The organism is Vibrio sp. SCSIO 43132 (assembly GCF_019904195.1).
Classification (GTDB): domain Bacteria; phylum Pseudomonadota; class Gammaproteobacteria; order Enterobacterales; family Vibrionaceae; genus Vibrio; species Vibrio nigripulchritudo.
The window spans coordinates 315,524-339,350 of record NZ_CP063199.1; the positions used below are offsets into that span (position 1 = coordinate 315,524).

General features: G+C 44.3%; 16 protein-coding genes. 13 read left to right on the plus strand and 3 right to left on the minus strand.

What is annotated here, in order from left to right; genetic code table 11:
• Positions 1-395: 395 nt before the first annotated feature.
• A complete protein-coding gene (locus INR79_RS01405) occupies positions 396-3,002 on the plus strand; it encodes an ExeM/NucH family extracellular endonuclease (RefSeq protein WP_223095709.1) in 2,607 nt (868 codons plus the stop codon).
• Between the two features lie 46 nt (positions 3,003-3,048).
• Here the strand turns inward: INR79_RS01405 and INR79_RS01410 are convergent, their stop codons facing one another.
• The gene (locus tag INR79_RS01410; RefSeq protein ID WP_223095711.1) at positions 3,049-3,942 is read right to left on the minus strand and encodes a LysR family transcriptional regulator; all 894 of its coding nucleotides are present in this window, start codon (positions 3,940-3,942) and stop codon (positions 3,049-3,051) included.
• 336 nt (positions 3,943-4,278) lie between these two features.
• Between INR79_RS01410 and INR79_RS01415 the strand changes: the two genes are divergently transcribed.
• From INR79_RS01415 to INR79_RS01460, 10 genes are all read left to right on the plus strand, one after another.
• Positions 4,279-5,115, plus strand: a complete 837-nt coding sequence (locus INR79_RS01415) for a TauD/TfdA dioxygenase family protein (RefSeq protein WP_223095713.1) — start codon at positions 4,279-4,281, stop codon at positions 5,113-5,115.
• Positions 5,112-6,554, plus strand: a complete 1,443-nt coding sequence (locus tag INR79_RS01420) for an FAD-binding protein (protein ID WP_223095715.1) — start codon at positions 5,112-5,114, stop codon at positions 6,552-6,554. The genes INR79_RS01415 and INR79_RS01420 overlap by 4 nt, the downstream gene beginning before the upstream one ends.
• A 163-nt stretch (positions 6,555-6,717) precedes the next feature.
• Positions 6,718-8,580, plus strand: a complete 1,863-nt coding sequence (locus tag INR79_RS01425; RefSeq protein WP_223095717.1) for an L-tyrosine/L-tryptophan isonitrile synthase family protein — start codon at positions 6,718-6,720, stop codon at positions 8,578-8,580.
• A 387-nt stretch (positions 8,581-8,967) separates the two neighbouring features.
• The gene (locus INR79_RS01430) at positions 8,968-9,306 is read left to right on the plus strand and encodes a hypothetical protein (protein WP_223095719.1); all 339 of its coding nucleotides are present in this window, start codon (positions 8,968-8,970) and stop codon (positions 9,304-9,306) included.
• A 9-nt stretch (positions 9,307-9,315) separates the two neighbouring features.
• Entirely contained in the window at positions 9,316-9,627 is a 312-nt protein-coding gene (locus tag INR79_RS01435) for a hypothetical protein (protein ID WP_022551962.1), read from the plus strand.
• A gap of 8 nt (positions 9,628-9,635) precedes the next feature.
• Positions 9,636-11,354, plus strand: coding sequence for a hypothetical protein (locus tag INR79_RS01440; protein WP_223095721.1), 1,719 nt, complete (start codon positions 9,636-9,638; stop codon positions 11,352-11,354).
• Between the two features lie 73 nt (positions 11,355-11,427).
• Entirely contained in the window at positions 11,428-12,561 is a 1,134-nt protein-coding gene (locus tag INR79_RS01445; protein ID WP_223095723.1) for a hypothetical protein, read from the plus strand.
• Positions 12,558-15,020: a hypothetical protein gene (locus INR79_RS01450; RefSeq protein ID WP_223095725.1), complete on the plus strand. Its 2,463-nt coding sequence runs from the start codon at positions 12,558-12,560 to the stop codon at positions 15,018-15,020. The genes INR79_RS01445 and INR79_RS01450 overlap by 4 nt, the downstream gene beginning before the upstream one ends.
• A gap of 21 nt (positions 15,021-15,041) precedes the next feature.
• Positions 15,042-16,838 (plus strand): HEAT repeat domain-containing protein, encoded by a 1,797-nt coding sequence (locus INR79_RS01455; protein ID WP_223095727.1) that lies wholly within the window; start codon positions 15,042-15,044, stop codon positions 16,836-16,838.
• A 277-nt stretch (positions 16,839-17,115) separates the two neighbouring features.
• Positions 17,116-18,753, plus strand: a complete 1,638-nt coding sequence (locus INR79_RS01460; protein WP_022596961.1) for a glycoside hydrolase family 19 protein — start codon at positions 17,116-17,118, stop codon at positions 18,751-18,753.
• 134 nt (positions 18,754-18,887) lie between these two features.
• On the opposite strand, the gene INR79_RS01465 is transcribed toward INR79_RS01460, so the two are convergent.
• Positions 18,888-19,343, minus strand: coding sequence for a hypothetical protein (locus INR79_RS01465; protein ID WP_223095729.1), 456 nt, complete (start codon positions 19,341-19,343; stop codon positions 18,888-18,890).
• Positions 19,344-19,357: 14 nt separating this feature from the next.
• Positions 19,358-21,220, minus strand: coding sequence for a S8 family serine peptidase (locus INR79_RS01470; protein ID WP_223095731.1), 1,863 nt, complete (start codon positions 21,218-21,220; stop codon positions 19,358-19,360).
• A gap of 402 nt (positions 21,221-21,622) precedes the next feature.
• On the opposite strand from INR79_RS01470, the gene INR79_RS01475 reads away from it, so the two are divergent.
• Both INR79_RS01475 and INR79_RS01480 read left to right on the plus strand, forming a co-directional pair.
• Positions 21,623-22,201 carry an aminodeoxychorismate/anthranilate synthase component II gene (locus INR79_RS01475; protein WP_022593049.1) on the plus strand — a complete coding sequence of 193 codons (579 nt, stop codon included), beginning with the start codon at positions 21,623-21,625 and terminating at the stop codon, positions 22,199-22,201.
• Between the two features lie 351 nt (positions 22,202-22,552).
• Positions 22,553-23,764, plus strand: a complete 1,212-nt coding sequence (locus tag INR79_RS01480) for an aspartate aminotransferase family protein (protein WP_223095733.1) — start codon at positions 22,553-22,555, stop codon at positions 23,762-23,764.
• The last annotated feature ends 63 nt before the right edge of the window (positions 23,765-23,827 follow it).

Below are 23,827 nucleotides of genomic sequence, written 5' to 3' on the forward strand. Positions count from 1 at the left end.
CTATATCTGGTTACCCTGAGCCCTCGGAAATTTCCGAGGGCTTTTTGCTGTCTGCTCTCTCAATTTTCTATTCTTTTTTAATTCTCCTTGCTCTCTACTTTTCCCTTCTAATTTCTCAATTCTGATTCTCTTCCAAGTCCACACATAAACTTCATCAATCATTCCTGCAATTGTCATATGGGCTAGTTACCGTTTCTGTTGAAATTTAGGGGTTGATTCAAGTATTTACTCTAACAATGCGATAGGTGTCTCGATTGAATGGGTAAACGCTTTTGTCAGTTACATAAAAGGTAAACACTTCGCACGTTGCTGGAGCCAGCAACATTCCAATTTTGTGACAAAGAACTGCTACGGATGAAAGCGGTCGACACATCCTTAGTGACAAGAGGTGGACAATGGAAACCAAAACAACAAGGACATTCCTTGCGCTTGCTATTAGTGGTGCTCTCTCCACACCCGCATTTGCAGATGTCGTGCTCTCCCAATACGTTGAAGGTGGTAGCTTTAACAAAGCTATCGAGATTGCAAATACGAGTAATGTGGAAGTCAGCCTGAATGGCTTTCAGCTTGCTAAATCAACAAATGGTGGAGGTTCGTGGACTCAGACACTGTCGCTCGATGGGAAAACCATCGCAGCCAATGACGTTCTGGTAATCTCTCACCCTAGTGCGAACGCGGCGATTCAAGCCGTAACCGACGAGAACAACGGTTCTGTGGTCAATTTCAATGGTGATGACCCAGTAGCCTTGCTGAATTCTGACAACTCCGTCCATGACATCATCGGTGTGATGGGGGACGTTGACTTCGCTAAAGACAAAACGCTGGTGCGAAATTCGGACAGCTTAACCCCTTCGTCAACTTACGTTGCAAGCCAGTGGACGGTATTGGGTAAAGACAATATTGAAGGCTTGGGCGAGTTGGATGGAGGTACACCTCCGGTCGTCTTTAACTGTACGGTAGACGGGCGCGCTCCAAGCTTTACTTCAATTCAGGAAATTCAGGGTGAAGGCGCGACATCGCCATTCATTAACGGTTACCCATACATCACCGACGACGAGTATTTTGTCCGTGGTGTTGTCAGTGCAGTAACCACTGGGTTGACCAAAGGCTTCTACCTGCAGGCAGAAACCGACGACAGCAACCCGAATACGTCTGAAGGTCTGTTTGTTTACACTGGCGAAACCAGCATCAACCTGCAACCAGGTGATGTGGTATGTGCACGCGGTAAAGTCCAAGAGTTCTACAATCTGACCCAACTGAAAGTGGAAGACGGCAACTACGTTAAGCAAAGTGAAACGACAGCGCCTGAAGCAGTAGCGATGCAAATTGCCGAATCTGACGCAAACTTCGATGAAACGTTAGAGCGTTACGAAGGCATGCTGGTGAAAACTTCGCAAGAGCTGGATATGCGCGTCACCCGCACCTTTGGCTTTGATTATGCCGCGCGTCGCAACAACATGGTACTGGCGCAGGGTCGTCCAAATATGCAGCCAAACCAGAACAACGTGGCAGGTTCTGACGAAGCGAAAGCGCAGGCGGAAGAAAATGCTCATCGCCGTTTATTCGTCGAGTCAGATGCCAAAGCGCCAAGTGGCGTAATCCCTTATTACCCAGATTTTGGTCGTACAGACGTTGATCAGGATGGCTCTACCGAAGACTACATCCGTATTGATGATTCCGTAGTCGGTCTGGAAGGGGTGGTCTCTTACAGCTTCGGTGATTATCGCCTTATCGCGACCAACACTCTGAACGATGACAACTTTGTACACAACGATCCGCGCACAGAAAAACCTAAGCTGAAACGCGGCGGTGATTTGCGCATTGCTACGTTCAATGTACTGAACTACTTCAACTCTCCACAAGGTGGTGACCAAAACCCACGAGGTCAAAACCGTGGTGCCAACAAACCAGGTGAGTTTGAGGTTCAGCAAGCCAAGATTGTTGACGCTATCCTGCGTTTGGATGCGGACATCATCGGCTTGATGGAAATTGAAAACAATGGCTTCGGTCAGGGTGCGGCGATTCGTCAGCTTGTTGAAGAGTTGAATAAAAACATCGACAAGAAACACAAGCAGTACCAGTTTGTTTCTCTGGATACTAACGAAGACGGCACGATTGACGAGATGGATTACGTAGGTACGGATGCCATCACTACCGGTGTGATTTACCGCAGCGCGAAAGTGAAACTGAAGAAAACTCGCGTTATCCCTATGCCTCGTCAGGATGCACCACCTGTACTGGATGATGACGGTAAAGTGATTGAAGACGGTAAGAACTTCCAGCGTGACAGCTTCGCGCCGACCTTTAAAGTGAAAGGCACGAAAGAGAAAATCACCATTGCAGTAAACCACTTCAAATCGAAAGGTTCGAAATGCTGGGAAGACGCTGCGCCGGTAGACCAAGGCGGTCAGGGCGGTGTGGATGTCGACAAACAAGGTTCCTGTGAAGCATTCCGTGTGGCTGCAGCGGTCGCGCTTGGTGACGCGATGAAAGAGATCAAAGGTCACAAAGTGATCTTGGGCGATCTGAATGCTTACGGGAAAGAAGATCCGCTGTTGGTGCTGACCGATTACTCGCAAGAGAAATACGGCAAAGAGATCAAAGCCGCGCGTAATACCGTCATCGGTGACAGCGAGCAGTTTGGTGATGCTGGTGCGGTGATCAACCAGAACTATGGTTACATCAACGCAGTAGAGATGAAGCATCCGAACAGCTGGAGCTACTCGTTTAATGACGAAGTGGGCGCACTAGATCATCTGCTGATCAGTAAGAGCCTGAAGAAGAAAGTGGTTGATGCGACCGACTGGCACATCAATGGTGGTGAATCCACATTGTTTGATTACAACAATGAGTTCAAAGGTGATTTTCCTAAGTATGAGGATCACTTCCGCTCTTCAGATCATGACCCAGCTGTCTTGGATCTGAACATGCGAGGCGCTTCTGTCGGCTTTGCTGGTTTGATGGCACTGTTTGGTCTGGGATTATGGCGTCGTCGTAAATAATCCGAGTTCCTCTTATGTAAAAGCCAGCGAATGCTGGCTTTTTTTGTTATTGAGGCTGTATTTTTTCGATCAGATAATCGATGAATAGCCTGACTCTAGGAGCCAGATTTTTACGACTCGGATACAGAATATTCATTGTCGGACCTTTTTGATAAAAGTCCGGAAACAGCCGCACTAGTGTCGGGTCGTTCACTTCCTCGACCAGGAAGTTAGCAATCAGACCAATTCCCATACCCTGCTGCACCATCGACATCGATCCCAGTGGGGCATTACATATATGTTTTGGGTGGGTTTTAACCCGGTGAATGTCGCCAGAGCCGCTAGTGAGTGGAAGTATGTCATTAGGCAGATTTGAGCGGGTCAGGCAGACCCAATTGTGTTTTTCAATGTCCTGCAATTGGCGAATCGGCGGTGCTTTGCTGAGATAATCCTGGCTGGCATACACACCCAGCTCAAATGGAGCCAACACTCTGCCGACCAATGAAGAAGCGGTGAGTTCGCCTATCCTGAGTACGATGTCCAGATTGGCTTCCACAGGATCTTGCACACCATCGTCCAGCTGAATATCAAACACCACGTTCGGGTATTGCTCCGAAAACTTTGAAAGCAGGGGCGTGAGCACGAAAGAGCCAACGTCTATCGTCGTACCAATTCGAATGGTGCCACACACTTCAGAAGCTAAGTGATTAATTGAACTAAAAGCCTCCTCCGCAACTTTTAGCAGCCCGCTACTGTATTGATAAAATGTAATGCCTTCGGTAGTGAGGTTGATTTTGCGCGTGGTGCGATGCAATAAGCGGACGTTTAATGTCGACTCTAAAGACGTTATCTGCTCACTGACCTTGGATTTCGCTAAGCCGAGGGATTCGCCTGCCATCGTAAAAGAGCCACACTCCACGACTTTGTTGAATATCGCTATACGTTTTAATTCATTCAACATGATTGTTCCTTTATCGGTAACTTTTGGTTCTTATTTTGTTATCTAGTCAAAACCCACATTTATGAAAATAATGAATACGATATTTGGATATAGAGAAGCGTCTTTGGTTTCAAAAAAATAAATAATATCGACGAAGGAGAGATTGAATTTTTAATTAATGAGATCTTACTTCCTTATTCTCTGTGCCTTAAATATATGTCATGCAATGTCAACGATCCAAAATCAAAATTTTTGTAAATATTTTCACGCTGTAAATTAGGATTTAGTAATTAATTCCCAATGGTACTTTCCATAGATAAATAAATGGATAACCGAACCCTACAAAGGTAAATAATTATGAATTACAAAATAACTCCTCTCGAACCATTTGGTGTCATCGTTGAACCCATAAGCAAAAATACCAGTGTAAAAGATCTGAATATTGAAAAGATGCGTGATTTGTTCAAACAAAGGCAACTGGTTTTATTAAGAGGCTTTGAAACCTTCGAAGAGTCCGATGATTTTGCGGATTATTGTGAAGGATGGGGGGAAATCAGTATCTGGCCATTCGGGAAAGTGCTGGATTTGATTCAGAAAGATGATCCTGGCGACCATATTTTTGACAGCAGTTACATGCCGCTTCACTGGGATGGTATGTATCGACAACAGGTGCCTGAATATCAAATCTTTCAGTGTGTGCAGGCACCTAAGCCCGGACAAGGTGGTAGAACAACGTTCACGAACACCATTATGGCACTTGAAAATGCGCCGGAAGAACACGTCGAGTTTTGGAAGAAAGTCATTGGTAATTACGAACGAAAAATGGAGTTTTACAATAGCCGAACCGTTTCCCCGATTATTACCAAACACCCGCTGCAAGAGCATCTAGTTATCCGCTACAACGAACCGCATTTCGAAGAGAGAGGCGACCTCCTTAATCCACCTGATACCCAGTTCACTGGTATTACTCAAGAGGAAGTCGAGTACTTCCATCAGACTCTTCGAGAAGCCCTTTACGACCCTCAAAACTTTTATGCTCATGAATGGCAAACCGGTGACATCGTGATTACCGATAACTTTAACTTGCTGCATGGTCGTGAAGCCTTTATTTCTCAATCGCCACGCCACATTCGACGTGTTCAGGTACTGAGCAATCCCCCGTTTGATAACCCAAGCCTGGAGTCGTATCAATGACCAAACAGACAGACATAATGATCGTTGGCGCAGGACCTGTGGGGCTCATGTGTCACTATCTGGCGCAGCAGTGCGGGCTCAGCTCAGTGGTGGTTGATAAGTCTGACGCTCCGCTTCAAGTTGGTCGTGCAGATGCATTGAATGCCCGTACGCTACAACTTCTGGAAATCGTAAACTTGTTTGATGATCTGTATCCATTAGGCAAGCCATGTAACACCAGTTCAGTGTGGGCGAATGGTGAGTTTGTATCTCGCCAGTCCTCTTGGTGGGAAGAATTGGAAGGGTGCTTTCACAAGCATTTTTTAATGCTTGGGCAGTCTTTTGTGGAGCAGCTTTTAGATAAAAATCTGACAGCTATGAAGCAAGGAGTCATGCGCTCTACGTCAATTGAAAACATCAAAACAGACGAAGATGGCTGCCTGACCACACTCACCAATGGTGAAACTATCCGGTCTCGTTATGTGATTGGAGCCGATGGTTCACAATCCTTTGTGCGTAATCACTTTAAAGTGCCGTTCGAAATTGTGCGGCCACAGATTATTTGGGCGGTGATCGACGGCGTTCTGGAAACAGACTTTCCAAAAGTGCCTGAGATCATCGTATTTCAGGCTGAAACGTCGGATGTAGCCTGGATCCCGAGAGAAGGTGACATTGACCGATTCTATATTCGTATGGATACCAAAGACTTCACCATGGAAGAAGCCATTGCCAAGATAAACCGGGCGATGTCACCGCATACGCTGAGTTTTCAAGAGGTTGTCTGGTTTTCACAATTCACGGTGAAAGAATCGGTAGCAGAGAAATTCATTGTGAATGACCGAGTATTCCTGGCAGGCGATGCCAGTCACATTCACTCGGTCAATGGGGGGCAAGGGCTGAATACCGGATTGGCGGACGCGTTTAATCTAATGTGGAAGCTTAATATGGTGCTTAATAATCATACTTCTGAAGATCTGTTAACAAGCTATGAAAGTGAACGCCAGCCTGTAGCTCGCAGTGTGATTGACAGTTCTGGGGAATTAGTACGTTCCACCAAATACTCAGACACCGGAACCCATGCGCAGGACTATGTAAAAATTGTCGAAAAGCGTGCTGGTAATATTACTGGGATGGGGATTCGCTATGGGGAATCTGGGATTGAAGGGTCACGTGTCTTTGATTTTGAAGTCTTTGATGGAGAGAGCAAAACACGGTTGTACAGCCTACTGGACTACACCAAATTCACCCTGCTCTTGATAGGGCAGAGCGACGAGCTGCTAAAAAATATCCCTGCCTGGGTTCAAGTCTTAGCGATTCATAATCAAAAAGGCAATGGAAGATTTTGGGCTAGAGACGCACATTATCAAGGTAATGCGATACTTATTCGCCCGGATGGTTATATTGAATCTATAACGCCATTAGAAAACGTCGAAATATTATTAGAACAATGGTCAATCTGACTATTCAATAATAACCATTAGCTAAATATATTCATGTCTAAATTAATGACTTGTAAATAATAGAAAGGTTCTAATTATTATCATGTTATTTATTGAATGTTGAATATATCTGAAATTAAATTCTCATCAAATTTAAGTCTTAAATATATTTTAAGGGTTAGTTATGCTAGATATTCAACGTGAGCAATGCGTGGAAAATATATCCTTTATTTTGCTCAACCAATTACTTGCACAAACCGATGCCAGCTTTCAGGGGTTGGTTAAGCTTAAACAGCAGATACGCGATTATGTTGCGAATGACGGTCAGATAAAACTGCTTCTTCCTGCTTTCCCGTGTAAAACCAACAACCTGGACAAAGTTCTGGGGCACAAACCGGATATGGGGGAGTACTTAGTACTGCGAAAATTCGTGAAAGCCATCCGCGACATTCAAGCAGTGTATAAACCGGGTGTCACTTTTTACATCTTCTCTGATTACCATACGTTTTCAGATTACATCTCAGTCGACCTTGAGCATCATTACGAATACTCGGATGAGTTAAGAAAGATGGTCGAAAGCATGAATTGCAGAGACTATCTAAAGATCGTTAATTTCGAGCATTTTGAAGCTTTTGACGGGCTGACAGACGATCAGTATTTCAGAGGACTGAAAGATAAATTTGGTGACCCTAGCTACGAGCAGAATTTTGCAGAGCTCAAACTGCGCAACAACAAAATGAACAACACCTATCTGGGTTTGAAGAAATTTATGAACCAAGACCAGAAGCATGTTTTGTCTAAATACTCGTACAAATCTCGTCGTCAGCGTTTGGCTGAAATAGCGAAAGGCATGATGGTTCAAGGCAAAGCACTGGATAGTTTTCTGCAAGCGAATTTCGGTGATTGTATACGCTTGAGCATTCATGAACACCCAATGGTAGGCAAAAAATACTCCTTGTTTCTTTTCGAAGAAAAGCAGTTCAAAACGCCCTGGCACAGCACCATGATGTTTGATTCGACAACAGGAAAGTTCGTGGTTGATTCGCGAGAAAAACATTTGAACAGTCGCGGGGTGATCATTCCTGTGATGCATCAAGAGAGAGCGTGGTGTTATCTGAAATTATCAGCCAGAACAGAGGAAATGGCTCATCAGCTCAAGCAGCTTTCTGCCACGCTTTACCATGAAAAGTCCGGTTTAGTTCTTGAAAGCAATACAGCCGACTTGCCTGTGAGTGTACTCAATCAAAAAGAGCTACGCCACCTGATGAAAGAGTTTGGCACAGTCACGTTGCGCGGGTTCGACGAGTTCAGTGAACCTACCGAAATGGAAAACTGGTACTGTGAGCGAGGCTCTGCTATTCCCTGGCAATTTGGACAGGTTCAAATCATGGCATCTCAACATACCGAGCACGCTGCGTTGCCGCTTCACTGGAATTTGATGTGTCCGCCTTCATACATGGGAGTGAATCAGGATAAATACCGTTACGAAGATTACACTCCAGACGAATTCATCTTGTACTGCCGTTGTCACTCAAACCAACAACACGATGGGGTTGGCGCCATCATTTCAGTGGATGCCGCTCTTGCTGCGATCAGTGTTCACGGTCTTGAGCGGGAAGCCCTACGAAATACCTCACTTTGTTATTCCCCTCAGACTCAACATCCAGAGCCGGAATCTATGGTTTACCCATTGGTTACCCAGTGCCCATGGAGTAAACAGGATGTTGTACGCTGGGCTCAAAGCGAAGGTGAGCATGCTCAGTCAGAAATTCTCTTTTCCATCAATGCAGAGATTGTCGCTTCGCCAACTTACGACCAGATCGCTCCTTTGGAAAATCGTATGAACCAGATATGTGGTGATGAACGATTACAAACCCGACATCAAATTCAAGAAGGCGACCTGTTACTGGTAAATAATCATTCAACACTGATGGGAGCGGAAGCCTTTATCGGAAAACGCGAATTGTGGCGAATGCAGCTCCAGCCGAAGTCGGTCAACTCTCCTTGGCAGCCACACAATATGGCTGAGTTTAACCGAGCCAGTTAGTTGTAAAACGATTTGTAAACACAAGCCAGCGTAATGCTGGCTTTCTTCATTTTTTCTACACCTCGATAACCAAATTTTATCTTTAATCAATTTCTTATACCTAAATAGCAGACAAGATATTTATAAGCTGACAAGAGAATATTCAAAATAGTGATATGCATCAGAATCCTATGAATCACTGTTTGGTGTCCATATATCGACCAAGAATTATAAGTTAGCATAAGATATTGATTGATATGCATATTGACTGGCATGTCATTTAATTAGCCAGTACCTACCTATTAAAAAATCCGTGAACACTTCGAAAGAAGCTCGGCAGATGGTTTTAAGCACTGGCTCAAATTCGACGTTCATGGAAATTCATTAACAACGTACATAGGTTTAGAAATGAAACATAAGTTATTTATCGCGTTGGGGTTGTCCTTATTTGGAACAGCCGCGATGGCTCAGAGTCTTCCACCAGCATCCATTCAAAGCCTGGGGTGCGATCAGGCAACTAACCGTTGTTCTTTGACCTTGAATTTAGAACAGGTGGGTCCGGCTGAATGTACTGCCAACCAAATCACATGGGAATCTGATAACGAGCAAGGAAAGCTAGCTGTAGCGCTGCTCTCATCTGCCATGATGACTAACCATCAGGTTGAGATCGAACTTTCCAACGCTTGTTATAACGCCCTGCCTGAACTGGCTTCTTTTAATGTACTTGCGCGCAAAAGCGTTAAGTAAGGGGGGAGTATGAGACTCAAAACTCTTCTCAGTCTTGCTTTGTTTTCCGTAGGAGTGAATGCCGCTGGTACTCATGTCAGTGAAATCAGCAATATACAGTGCGCTATGGACAGCGAGTATTGCGAAATTGTGTTGCCGAATGCACTCAATATTAAAAGTGACTGCGCAGGTAATCAGGTACTGGTTTCTACCTCTGAACAGCAAACTATTTCGGTACTAGCGTCTGCAATGTTTACGCAAACCAAAGTGAAATTTCATATATCTGAAGCGTGTGAGCAGGGCAGCCCTGTTGTTCAGAGTTATCAAATGATTAAGGGATGATCAGCTCTATGAAACTATCTAACTTATACCTTGCCGTCGGAGCGGTACTTTCAGCAGTGTCTTTCACTAGCGCTGCTAACGCATGCACGCTAAAACCCGATGAATATCCTGCCAATAAATATCCTGCTCACGCTCAGTGGTCTTGCAGTTTGGACGACTGGGTGAGTGGGAATATTACACCAACCATAAATAAAACTTTATCCTCTGCTAAGCCTTCGGTGGAATTATTTCCAGAAAACTTAGAGTTGTTGGGAAGTATAAGTGTAAGGCAAAGTTCGCCAACCTTCTTGGTTGAGAAAAAAACTCAGAACTGTTCAGAAATTTATCAATCGTTTAATCGCCAAGAAGGGAAAACAGCAAATGTAACTCATTGTGGAAGTGGCGCTTATCAGTTTGAACAGTCTTCGCATTATAGCGGGAGCCCTCATTGTCGTGTAGCCGGAAATATAGAGACTTGTATAAATAAAGAGCTGCGCGTAGAGGCAAAAAGTGTCGATCTAAGGTTTAAAGTCCCTCAAGCCAGTTTTGGTGGGGAGCTACGAGAAATAGAAAAGAAAAACCGCATTATAAAAAACCTTGGTTTGGTTCCGATCCAAGTTGGGGATATTACAACGTTTATACCAGCTGAAGTCACAAACTTATCCCCTCTTCCTACTCGAGTGACATCTCGCTGGGGAGCGAGTGGAGAGGAATTTACCTCAGAGGTTATTCCATCAGCCTACTATGAGCTGAGTTGTCCAAATAATTCAAGAGTAACGCCCCTGAAAATACCTTTGGTGTACAAAAATGACAGGTTATCAGAGATTGGCGTTCACTCAGACTCTGGGTTAAGTGGTTTCAGTTCTCAAGCGATTAGTAATTTTGCTACCGCATGTGGTACTAACCCTGCAAAGTTTACGGTTGTTAACAGTCAGGATATCAGCGAAGCGGGCTGGAAGGTACACTTAGGAATTACGGACAATTTAGGGTACATACCTGAATTAGAAAGATTAGCCAGTATATTAGTTGCCGAAGCACAGGCTGTAATAGTTGAGCGAGAATCATTAGCCACTATATCTCGTGGAGATATGAGTATAAAGGATGCAATTAAATCTCAAATTTCAGCTCTTTGGGGAACCCTTTTGGAGGTGCAAAACTTACATTTCTTTGATGGGACGCTTCTACCAGAAGAATACAGAGCTGTAGATAGCAACGGAGATTTCATATTCGGAGATAATTTCGATAAGAATAAAAACTTCGAATACTACGGATATGCTTGGAAAAAGGACTTGAAGTATGGGTATGCCTCAGCTCTAGTGGATATAACAATTAAGGAGTTAGATGCTGCTAGCAACGAACTAACTCTACCAAACTTTGAGAAACTTGAACTCTTTGCTACTCAACTAACTCAAGAGCAAGGGTTCGAAGAGCCGGTTGCTGTTGAAGCTTTATTCAATCCTGATTTTGACAGTTTGATTGACATTTATAGTTATGACCCTTACCCAGGAATTCACTATGCGACGTGGAATTTTGTTATTGATTTAGCTGAAATTAATGAAAATATCAATAATTCGAATTCAACCAATAATGAGCTTAAAGCAGTGATAGCTAGAATGCAGGAAATTAATACTAACAAAGTATTAAGCCTTTCCCGCGTTATTGATCATACTTTATCTGTTGCGGAAAAAGCACGGGAAGCCGAAAACAAGAAGATTCGTGAGCTTCGGGCGAAGCTCTTAGAGCTTTAAATAAATTGGCCACTTACAGTCAAAACTGTAAGTGGCTTCCTTATATATTACTTTTACTTCTACTGGGTATAACATGAAAGTTAGGCTAGTTGGAGCGGCTTTGCTATTGACGCTATTTCAGGGAAATGTAATTGCGGCAAACATAACCTCTGAACAGTTGGATAGTCAGCAAAAGTCTCTCAATCAAATCAATTATCGAATTGATCAAATATTACAATCATTAAGTCAATACAAACTCGCAAGAGATGAACACTATTTAGGACAAAATGGTGTGTCAGACCAAGTGTCAAATTGGTATACCGATCATAATGCTTGGATGAATAAGATGAACGACCTAAGGCGTCGTTTAAGCGACCACCAGAGCTTAGCTAAGTCTGATGCTGGAGCGTTTAAAAGTGAAATTTCTCTATTGCTAAATGAGCTTTATAAAGTAATAGATGAGTCTGATGAAATTAGAAGCAAAGCTAATCGAGGGATGGCACTGTTAAACGATATTCCTCAGTACCCAGCAGACTATGTCGCTGAGTTTAAAGCGTCAATTCCAGCACTAAACAACAATGTAACAGTTACCTATGAGGCATTTGAAGATCTTAGCAACAGCTTCACTGTAGAGAAGATGGCTAGACTTGAACAAACTCTTTTACTTACCAATGATGTATTGCAGTCTATTGTTAATCTCTCAAGGTTACAGTTTCCTGAGTTGGAGCAATCTCTATCTAAACTGAAGCAACTTTTTGCAGTACAAGCTTTAGTTGCTGAGCCAGAGAAAACTGCTTCGGCATCAGCGTCCTACATAAGATCTCAAGTGAGACGAAATTGGTTTCTTGCAGATGCGAAGTTTTTAATATTTGAGAAGAAGTACCTTAAAGATCGTGAACGAATTTTAAATAGTCCTTTAGATGCTTCTTTAAAGCAGCCCAGCATTAGTTTTATTGATAGTCAGTATAACAACGCCAAGCGCAGCTTAGCTTCTGGTAAACGTCGAGCATATATTTCACTGTATAACAATTATCGAACCACCGTGTCTCGGTATGCGCCGCAATGCAAAATTTCGGCAAACCACCAGAAATATAACTGCGCGTTACTGAAAAGTTTGATTGGGTTGGATAGAACCGCTATTCAAAAAATGACGCTTGATCAGCAGCGTTATCTGCATGCTCAGTTATCTCGCGTTCCTCAAGCACCTTTCTCGGAGGTGACACAATGATATCTACATTGAAGAAACTGCTTTGTCTCTTTGCTCTATTCACTTTCTTTAATGTGCCTTCCGTGTTTGCACAAAACGCAGGAGCACCGTCAAGTGGAGAAATACTAAAGCTAGTGTACGGTACGTTGGAGCCTAAGGAGTTTTTCCCGTTTACTGAGAATGAAATTATAGATTGGGCCAACAAGCAGCCAGAAGATGATTTAGATTTGATTGTCCAGTCTGGTAAAAACTACATACTCTTGAAGATTCCTTCACAGCCTGAAAAAGTGCGTATCGCAATAGATGAATATCTTGAGATTACAAACAGCATAGAATCTCAGATTACACCATATGGGTATACTATGCGTGATGATTCGTATGAAGACTTACCAATAAACCTATATGAGTTATATAACGATCCTAAAGCAACTCGAAAGCGGTTATTAGATGCATTGGAAATTAAAGCCTACGAAAATTTGATGCAAAAATTAGACTCTGTCGATCCTAAAAGTTGTGCTCAAATTGATGTGGATAAATTGGTTAGTAAGTTAAACGGACATATAGCGGAACATGTGGATGGTAAACTTGAAGAGTTTTTAGATAAACCATACAGATTAAAATCAGGTGATTTAACTAAATTTGATCAGTACATTCGAGCTGCTAACAACACTAATAAAATCTTTTGTGCCCTTGGATATACAGTTTACGAAGCTATGAATTTGCCAATGAAAACGGTAAATGGAGTAACTGAAGTAGATGTTGATCGGTTAGTTCAATCTATTATTGGTAATGCTGGAACTGGAACTGGAACTGGAACTGGAACTGGAACTGGAATAAATCATGCTCAGGCAGTGATTACTTATATCGAAGATAAAATCAATAGTACCTTGGTAGAAATGGGTTTTGATTTACCAGCCATTGATAGCATATTAACCTGGTCTCCATTGGTTAAAGCGATGGAGTGGGGAAAAGAATTCTTAGAGCTGGATGGTTTAAAAATAAAGTTAACTTTACCTTCTCCTGAATTCATCAAAAATACCATTAAGGATTTAGGTCTTAGCATTCCTGCTGATTGGGATATCCCAGATGTACCTTCAATTAGTTTCAACGAATCTTTTAAACCGCCAACTCGGGAAGACTTAGCTCTCAAGAAGCGCAAAGACTGGATTGGTTTTGATTTAGGTAATCGGAGCATTGCTGGCACTAAAGCATCTGCATACTATGAGATTCGCGGGTCAGAAGACCTCCAATGGGCTATTGCTTCAGGGCAAGCGGACGTATACATATTTAATAAAGAAAATAATGCGGTTGGTGCATATGCGACAGCAGAGGTTGGTCCAGAGAAGCTTGAAGGGAGAGTCTTGGTAAAAGTACTTGGTCATCAGCTGGTTAACAAACATGAAAAGAAAGATGGTAAGGATAAAAATGGGCAAAAAGAAAAAGATAGCTGGCTTATAAAAGAAAGCACGGATCTTCTTGGTGGAGGAGATGGTCATAGCTATTCTTTTAGTAAAACCAGTCAATTTACTATAGGACCGATTCCAGTTTATGTCTCAGTTGGGGTATATGCTAGTGCAAATGCAAGATTAAATTGGGGACTTTATTATACTCAAGTCTTCGCCGAGTTAATGCCAATAGCAAGAGCCGGTGCATTTGCTGAAGGAGCCGTAGGGATAAAGAAAGTCCTTTCTGCTGGGGCTAGAGGAACAATTGATGTTCTTAACTTCTCTGCTCCACTTCGTGGGAAAGGAGGTTTGTTTTTTGCCAAGACGGGAGAGCCTTATCTTAAATTGAGCTTAACGTCTGATGCGACAGTCAGGGCCATGAATGGGAGTATTAGTGGCTACATCGAATATCCGTGGATCAAGATCTGTAAAAAGAAAATAGGCTTTATAAAGATCCCTTATCCATGTATTAGAACCAAGCGTACGTCAAAGAACTTATATAGTTACGGTGGCTATTCATGGTCAAAATCTATTATGAACTGGCAACTGGTGTATGGTTATCAGGGTGTTCAGATGACCGGGTCTCTGATCGATCAGACCGACCGACGTGAAGCGGATGCGTTAAAAGGCAAAGTGAATTTGTATCAAAGACATGTCGCTCTGAATGACTATAGCTCTAAGACTCAGGTTCGAATTCAAAATACGTTTTCGAAGTTGAAAGAGGAACTTGAAAGTGCATCTGTTACCTTACTTCCTCAAAAACGTGCAGAGTTTCAGTTAAATGACCAATCGGCTAAGCAAAACCTGGAGCAGTATGAATCCTGGCTTGCGGCGACGATTGATCACAACTCGGCGCAATCGCGTGCTCAGGGTGTGATGGCTCGAAACTCCGCCGACTGGCATATGGAAGCTGAGAGCTTCAGTGATTCCGTGCCTGTAAGTTCGCTTAGTGGCACCTCATCGACTTCGGTCACTGAGCAAGAAAAAATTGATAACGCAAATGTGCTAAGAAGCCTGCACGGTTTCTTACACTAAAAACAGTTAGGTTGGTAAAGAATGACAAAAAAGGTAACGCTGTACTTGGCTGCAATGGCAGCGGTTGTTGCTTTGATTTTGATTGGGTATCTCAAAGGAACGGAGCAAAACTACTTGATCCGTTTCGAGCCCGGTAATACATACACTTACGGGTTAGAGTACACCAGTGATGCATCTGGTCATGCTTCGGGGTATGCCGAAGCTGCCAACCTTATTGCCTCTTCGATAAACGTGGATTATGCCTTCAAAGGTAAGATGCATATCCATGTTATCGAGGAAAATGCATTGGGCTATCAATTGGAATTTTCATTTGATGCAGACACTTTTAAAGCCAGTATCAACGAAGAAGTGAATTGGGTATGGCCGAAAGACATCGTTGCAACAGGTACTCTGAGTAAAGATGGTCTTTTATCCGACTTAGAGTTTCAGGAGCGCTACTTCGCTGAGTTCTCTCCTGTATTAAAGGAGTGGATAGGGCAGTTTCAGGTTTCACTTACCAACGACGGTAAAGCCAGCTGGCAGACTGTGGAAGGCGACTTTACTTCAGATTACGATGTGAGTTACCGCTTGCAGGAAGGTTCTTCTCCAACGTTAGATACGACGATCTTAAAAGAATATATTGCACTTAACCCGCAAGTCCGTATGAATCAATCCACGAATGTGGTGATCAGTCGGTTCTTTAAGCGTATCGAGCAGATTCAAACTAACAGAGAACGAAGTACCTTCTCCGCTAACCGTTTGATGGCGAAAGAGAGCATGTCTCTCAGCCTGAACTACCTCTCTCAGTCAAAAATAGCAGACACCAGAACGGCTTTGGTTGGGCAAGTCGTCCAGGATACGTTGGCTGGTCACTATCAGAAAACGCTGTTGAAGACTCAAATGTATGAAAATACCTTGTCTAACGCTGATCCTGATACTTTCAAAGGTCGTCTGCGCGCAACGCCGTCTTATGGCAATAAAGAGCGCTCTCAGTTGTTCTTCGAGCTTCGTGCCTGGGTTGCGTTGGACCCGTCAAAGCTGGCTCAGATAGAAGAGTGGATGAGGATGTACAACGCCAGCCATCCGTCTTTTCAAATGCTGAGTGCACTTCTGGTCAATATTGGCTCACCTGAAGCTCAGCAAATTCTGCTGGATGTACTCAATACCTCGTCAATATCGAAGCAACAGGCAATCATGCTAAAGCTTGCGTTCCTAAAAGAGCCGACTCCAGCAAGTGTTGATGCGGTTCAGACAATGTCTCGAACGCTCTTTAAACATGAAGATCAAGTCCAGGCAAAATTGGTTTTGGGTAGCATGGCGAATAACTTACTGGACAGAGATGAAGACAGGGCGAATAAGCTCTATGAACAGTTTGAACTTGAATTGAGTCAGGCTTCAGACGCGAGTGATATTGCTGATTCACTGAGTGTGCTTGGTAACATTGGTTCACCGAACCAAACAGACAAGGTGACGCCCTTCTTAAGCCATGAGAATAAATCCGTGCGCCATGCGGCCGTCAATTCACTCCGGTTCGTCAATACGCCAGAAGCTCAGTCTGTATTGCTGAGCTCATTGGAAGCTGAAGATGAACGTGTTCGAGAAATCGCATCAGCAGGTCTGAGTTTCACCACGCCGAGATCTGAGTTTGTTCAGGTATACAAAGAGCGCCTATTTGCTGAAACCAACCAGCAAGTGATTAAGCAACTGGTTGATTTGCTAGGGAACATGGCAGTGCAGTACCCAGAAGCGATTGAAGTACTTGAGGAGTATATCCCAACTATAGGGATCACAAGCCTCAAAAACTACGCAGAAAATGTACTGGAACAAGTCAGGATTTAACATCAACTCGCATTTCCCTTTAAAACAGAAGCTTTTGGCTTCTGTTTTTCTTTATGGCTCAAAGTGTGATCTTGTCATATCAATAGAGTTGTTTACTAAACCTGTTATTTCCTCGATAAATCGCTCAATAAAAATGTAGCCAGTTGGTGTTCGGTTTTCATTTGGTAGAAGTGACTCGGAGATATTCATTACGCTTATAGAATTCACTGCGAATAATCCATTGACTAAATTATCATTCTGCTAATTTCCTTATTTTTATGGAGCGAGAGGAATAGGAATGAAAACAAAACGTTACCTTTCAGTATTGATTGGTGGTTTGTTGTCTGCAAATGCATTTGCTGCAATGAACATCCAACCGGACCCTACAAATCCAAACGGTTACATCATTGCTCGTGCAGATATTCAAGCCGTTGAAAAATCATTAACTTCCGATCCTATGTATGCCATCTGGTCGAAAGCGCTCGAAACTCGTCCAAACACGATAGTTGAAGCGATTCAGCCAGGGCTGACGACCAACCCAGAAAACGTTAAACGTGTTGAGCGTGTCTTCCCGCAAACCGAGTGGGATTTCTTAACTCACATGGCGGCACCAGAATACTCTTACACACGTTTCCTGCGTGCGATTGGCAAATTCCCAGCGTTCTGTGGCGAATACACTGACGGTCGTGATTCAGATGCTATCTGTAAGAAATCGATTGTGACGGCTTTTGCGCACTTTGCGCAGGAAACAGGTGGTCACGTTGAAGTAAGTAATGTTTCAGATAACCCTCTTGGTCTGGAAAAGTGGCAGCAAGCCCTATTCCATGTAAGAGAGATGGGTTGGGCTGAAGGTCAGGAAGGCTACACAACAGGGTGTGGTTCTGATGATTGGCAGAACAGACGCTGGCCGTGCGAACCTGGACAAGGTTACTTTGGTCGTGGTGCGAAGCAGCTGTCTTACCACTTTAACTACGGCGCATTCTCAGAAGTGATGTTCGATGGTGATGCGACTGTGCTTCTTAAGAATCCTGCTTTGGTGGCAGATTCCTGGTTGAACATGGCTTCTGCTATCTGGTTCTTCCTGACTCCTCAGGCACCAAAACCAGCCATGCTTCATGTTATTGACCGTACATGGAAACCATCACAGCGTGAAATCGAAGCCGGTATTGGTTATGGCTTTGGTACTACCATCAATGTGATCAACGGTGGTATTGAGTGTGGTGAGCACAATAAGACAAAAGGTCAGCCAGTTAACCGCATCAGCTACTGGGAAGGCTTAGCGGCTCATTACCAGATCCCAATTGAAGCAGATGAGAAGAACACTTGCTATCAGCAAACGCCATTTGGCAGCTTGAACCTGAAAGGTTCAACAGACGTGCTTTACACCAACTGGGATGGTAATTGGAAACCACACCCAGAACGCCCGGGAGGCGCATCGTTTGAATGTGAACTGGTACCTTTCCAAACGGCTTATTCTGCTCTTGTTCCAGGTGACTACGAGAAGTGTGTGACTAACTTCTATGGTTCTCATACCATCTGGCCTGAAGTTCGAGTTGTGGATAAAGCAATTCCAGTAGAGCCTGGTGAGCCAGCAGTTGATGGCGTTGCGGGTTGGGATGTGAACAAGGTTTACAACAAAGGCGACAAAGCGGCACGTAAAGGTGTGGTTTACCAAGCGAAAAACTGGACTCAGGGTGATGACCCAGCGCTAGGCGGTGCATGGGAAGTGTTTAACGGCACAACAACACCAACACCTCCACCAACAAATCCAAATGGATTCATTGAGTGGCAAGAAGGTGTGAGCCAGGTTGCCAATGGTGACAAAGTGACTCATGCAGGTAAGTGCTATATCGCGAAAAATAACCCAGGTGTCTGGGATACTCCGGGCAGCAATCCAAACTCTGGTTGGAACTGGGACCAAATTTCTTGTAAGTAACTCGCTTATACGAGATTGAGATCATCACAAAGCCAGCAGGTACCCTCTGCTGGTTTTTTATTTCTATTTGGTCACGCTTAAACAAGAAAGCCTTGGTGGAGTACCAAGGCTTTGTATGTTTACTGTGGCTGTATTTATTCTGGCTGCTCAGCGCTGTTCACAAGCTCGACTTGTAAAGTGACACCTTTAGCTTCCAACTGAGACGCTAAGTTAAGCAGTTCAGTGGATGTAGATGCTTTCAATACAGAAATAGAACCTGCCTGAGATACCACCTCTAAGCCGTACTCCTTCGCCAGAGCTTTCGCTTGATCCTGGCTTGCTCTTACCAAAATGACACCACTGGCTTTGTGAGTCTCGATGCCCGTTTCATCAGTAAGTGCGTCACCTGCATACACTTCAACAGGGTTGTCGAAGCCTAGGAAACGAAGCAGTGAAAAAGATTCCTCTTTCTCTTTGAAAAAGGTTTGACCGTTAATAAGCACTTTTTCACCCGGCGCGGCGGAAATACCAATTTCATTTCTAATGTCTGAGTTTGCCATTGCCGATGCTGAAACCAAAACAGAGGCAAGTACAATCGCTTTAAATTTCATAGGTATCTCCTTGATTAACCTTGGTGACCAATAATACGGATTGACCAATGGTTGATCGTGCCCGGTACGCTGTTGTTTAAGTGAGGGATGTTGAAGCTCTGAGTTTCGTCATTGCGGTTGCGCAGGATCCAGTGGCTGTGCTCACCGCTGGTATCTGTCACTCGCAATGTCCACTCACCCGCAGCATCTTCACCATAGAACTTATGGCTCAGTAACAGATGATCGCGGTAACCGCGGCTTTCGTCACCAATCGCTTGTCCGATACCTTGCAGTAGAGAACGTCCAACCAGGCTGTTACGAGGAGACATCAGAACACTGCTGGTACCGGAAGGAGAGACTAATTCGATCAGCAGATCGCTGGTACGCTCGTGGTCAATATCAACTTTAACCTGAACTGACTCCACTTTAAGCGCATCATTGATGGCTACTGTATCCGTAACGGCTTGATCACCCGCGTCTGGCACAGTGATGTTTGCTGTAGTGGTCTTCCATTCAGTGAGCTGTAATGGTGGCAGAGGCTGCGCAGTGCGTGCGGCAAACATCGCTTTATCTACATCAATAAGACCGAAGCCGTAGTATGGGCTGTAGTCATAACCTGCAGCGTTGGCAGACCATCCTTCTAACCCTGTGACAGTTCGTGATACACCGGATGAAGTGGTGTAAGAAATGTCAGTATTCACGTGCTCTGCGTCGATTTTGGTTGCTGTTGTCGCCAATAGGTGGCGAATGTCACGCTGAGATAAATCTGGGCGTACGCTCATAAGCAAAGCAGCGGCACCAGATGTGTTCGGCGCGGAAGAAGACGTACCGTTCATAACGCCGTTGTAGTTACAGTTTGGATCGTCCGCTGTTCCGCCATGCAAGCCGTTACGATCTGCTCGCTCGATGGTGTTGTAACCACGATCACAACCCATTAGGTCAGTGGTAACGTGAGCTGGTTTGTCACGTCCAAACTCACCCGCAGGAGCAGTCAGGAAGACGTTACTACCAACGGAAGAGTATGAAGACAGCTTACCATCGGCATTCATCGCACTTATCGTCATATTCCAGTAGTTGGCGTTGTTGAAAGAAAGGTTACTGTTCTGCCATGGCAGCCCTTCATTAGGCACTTCTGCAGTATCGTAATCTTTTGGAAGAATGCGGAAAGTAGCGCCACTGGTGAATCGAACACTGGTGCGTCCGAAGCCATTACCAGCAGACTTAACAAACAGTGCCCCTTTGCCCTGATGTGCTGTGGTACTGACTTCTTGGTGAACCGCATCCTGAACTGCCAGGTTCAGATTATTGGTTAAGTCGTAAGGGATACTAAATAGAGGCTGAGAACCATAGCTTTGGTTGAACACGCGCACATCAGCCGTTCTTGGATCTTTACCGTGGGTAATGAGCCAGCTTTCGATAGACTGCTCATCTAGGTAGTTATAACCCTTCAGACCGGCTTGTGGAGCAACACCACGAACACCTTCATTGTTGCCACCCGCCGCTGCAATAATACCCGCTACTGACGTACCGTGGCTGGCTGACGCTTTTGTTGGCGTTGGATCGTTGGTATTTGTAACCAAGTTCCAGGAACCCGGTTTAATGTTTGGTGCCAGATCTGGATGAGCAATCTCAAGCCCGTCATCAACCACGGCAACAATCACGCCCTGACCGCCATATCCAAACAAGTGCGTTTGCCACAAGTTCAAATCATGTCCTGCAACACCACCCTGTGCTGCGAAAGCCGCCTGACCAGTGTTCAGTAAGTTCCACTGATGTTGTAATAGAGGGTCACCTGGTGTTAGCCAACGGTCGGCGTGGAATCTATCAGTTGCGCCTGCTGTGCCGGCATAAGCAATTGCTGCCCCAATTGCTAATGAGATAATCCGTTTTTTATGCATCGTACATCCTATGTTTATTGTTAGTAATATTAATCGAATCGCATAGCAATGAGATTCATATTTATTAATATCTCGAACTTGGATGTTTATGGAAGGTGCTGATAGGAGACATTGATCGTAGAACAAAGTGAAAAAGCGCTTTCTTTTCACCGACTTTGATTTCAATCTGTTGACAACCGAAGGGTTTAAAGTGTTGGAATGATGTTCGGAAAAATAACCGGATAAATCGGCGAGATTTAAAATCTTGCACCGCGATCAAAACGTATCTGACCAAGCATCCCATTCGGGTAAAATTTAACCTAGAAAGGTCAGCAGACCCAAACTAACCTGAATTTTCACTTGCCTTTCCGTGACTCTGCTGCACAATACCGCCCTTAAGTAACATGTCTATAAACTGCCTTTATGTTGTTAATCATCGATAACTACGACTCTTTCACCTACAACTTGTATCAGTACTTCTGCGAGCTGGGTGCGGATGTCAAAGTCGTGCGTAATGATGAAATCACCATAGAAGGTATCGAAGCACTGGCACCTAGCCACTTAGTTATCTCTCCCGGGCCGTGTACTCCGAATGAAGCAGGGATCTCGCTGCAGGCTATAGAACACTTTGCTGGCAAATTGCCTATATTAGGTGTGTGTCTGGGTCATCAGGCAATTGCTCAGGTATTTGGTGGAGATGTGATTCGTGCGAAGAAAGTGATGCACGGAAAAACCTCACCAATCTGGCACGAGCAGCAAGGATTGTTTGAAGCACTGAATATGCCGTTGACGGTCACGCGTTATCACTCTCTGACGGTCAAAGCAGAAACACTTCCAGACTGCTTTGAAGTGACGGCCTGGACAAAAGACGTTGACGGTGAATTCGACGAAATCATGGGCTTTCAGCACAACACTTTGCCTATTGAAGGGGTGCAATTTCACCCTGAATCCATCAAAACAGAGCAAGGGCACGAGCTGCTCGCCAACTTTCTGCGTCGTTAAAGCCTGCTTCGGGTCACTTTTCTTAACATTTTTTCCGCTTTTTTTCTTAATAGCGTTCTATGCAAAACTATTCGCAATACGATTCGCTTGTCTTCGTAACCCTTCTATCTATATATGGTTAACCCCAGCTTATTTTACGTATAAGTATAAATTGCTTCATAAAAGCATTTGGCTGGTGCATAAATACTCATGGCTCTTGGCAGCTAGCGTGTTGTTTGTTCTATAAAAAGAACAAATCACTATTGAAATAGTTAATTTAATGTAAATACAATGTTTGAGCAGTAGAAAATACCACGTGGTATCGGATTCTGGCTATTGCTCAAATACATTGGGATCGGAATGGAGTATGTGATGACAATGGAAAACAAAGTAGAACGCAGCCTGTTTAATGACGTAATGGTGCCTTGTTACAACCCGATGGAGATCATTCCTGTTCGTGGTGAAGGTGCACGAGTATGGGATCAAGCTGGTAAAGAATACATCGACTTTGCTGGTGGTATCGCTGTGAGCTGCTTGGGACATTGTCACCCCGCGATGGTTTCTGCTCTTACAGATCAGGCGAACAAAATCTGGCATCTAAGTAACGTGATGACCAACGAGCCAGCGCTACGTTTGGCGAAGAAGCTGACCGAAGTAAGCTTTGCTGAGAAAGTCTTCTTTGCAAACTCAGGTGCAGAAGCAAACGAAGCGGCATTGAAACTGGCACGTCGCTGGGCAGCAGATAAGCATGGCGAAGAAAAATCTGAAATCATCGCATTTCAACAAGGCTTCCACGGTCGCACATTCTTCACTGTAACTGTGGGTGGGCAAGCTGCTTACTCAGACGGTTTCGGTCCTAAGCCGGGTGATGTTACTCACCTTCCATATAACGACATCGAAGCGCTGAAAGCGCATATCTCAGATCGCACCTGTGCCATCATGATGGAACCTCTTCAGGGGGAAGGCGGCATTGTTTCCCCAACTCCAGAATTCGTAAAAGCGGTACGTGAATTGTGTGACAAACACAATGCGCTGCTGATTTTTGATGAAGTTCAGACAGGTAATGGTCGTACAGGCGACTTTTATGCATACCAGGGTCTTGGTATCACACCAGACATTCTAAGCACGGCAAAATCACTGGGTGGTGGTTTCCCTGTCGGTGCAATGCTGACCACAACAGAACTGGCTCAGCATCTGAAAATCGGTACTCATGGTTCAACATACGGTGGTAACCCACTGGCTTGTGCGGTAGCAGAAGCTGTGGTTGATGTTGTGAGCCAGCCAGACGTTCTGGAAGGCGTGAAAGAACGTGAAGCGCTGTTCCGTGAAGGATTGTCTAGAATTAACAGTAAGTACCCGATTTTCTCTGAAATTCGCGGTAAAGGTCTGCTGCTAGGTGCAGCTCTGAATGAAGAGTGGCAAGGTCGTGCTCGCGACATCCTGGTTGCAGCAGGTAATGAAGGGCTGATGGTTCTGGTTGCTGGTGCCAACGTCGTTCGATTTACCCCGTCTCTTGTGATTTCAAAAGAAGAAGTCGAAGAAGGGCTGGCAAGACTAGAAAAAGCCATCGCAAGCTTAGTTTAAGGCAGAAGCTCGACACATCGAACTGGTCGGGTGTGAACGTACCCGGCCTTTTTCTTGGCGCGA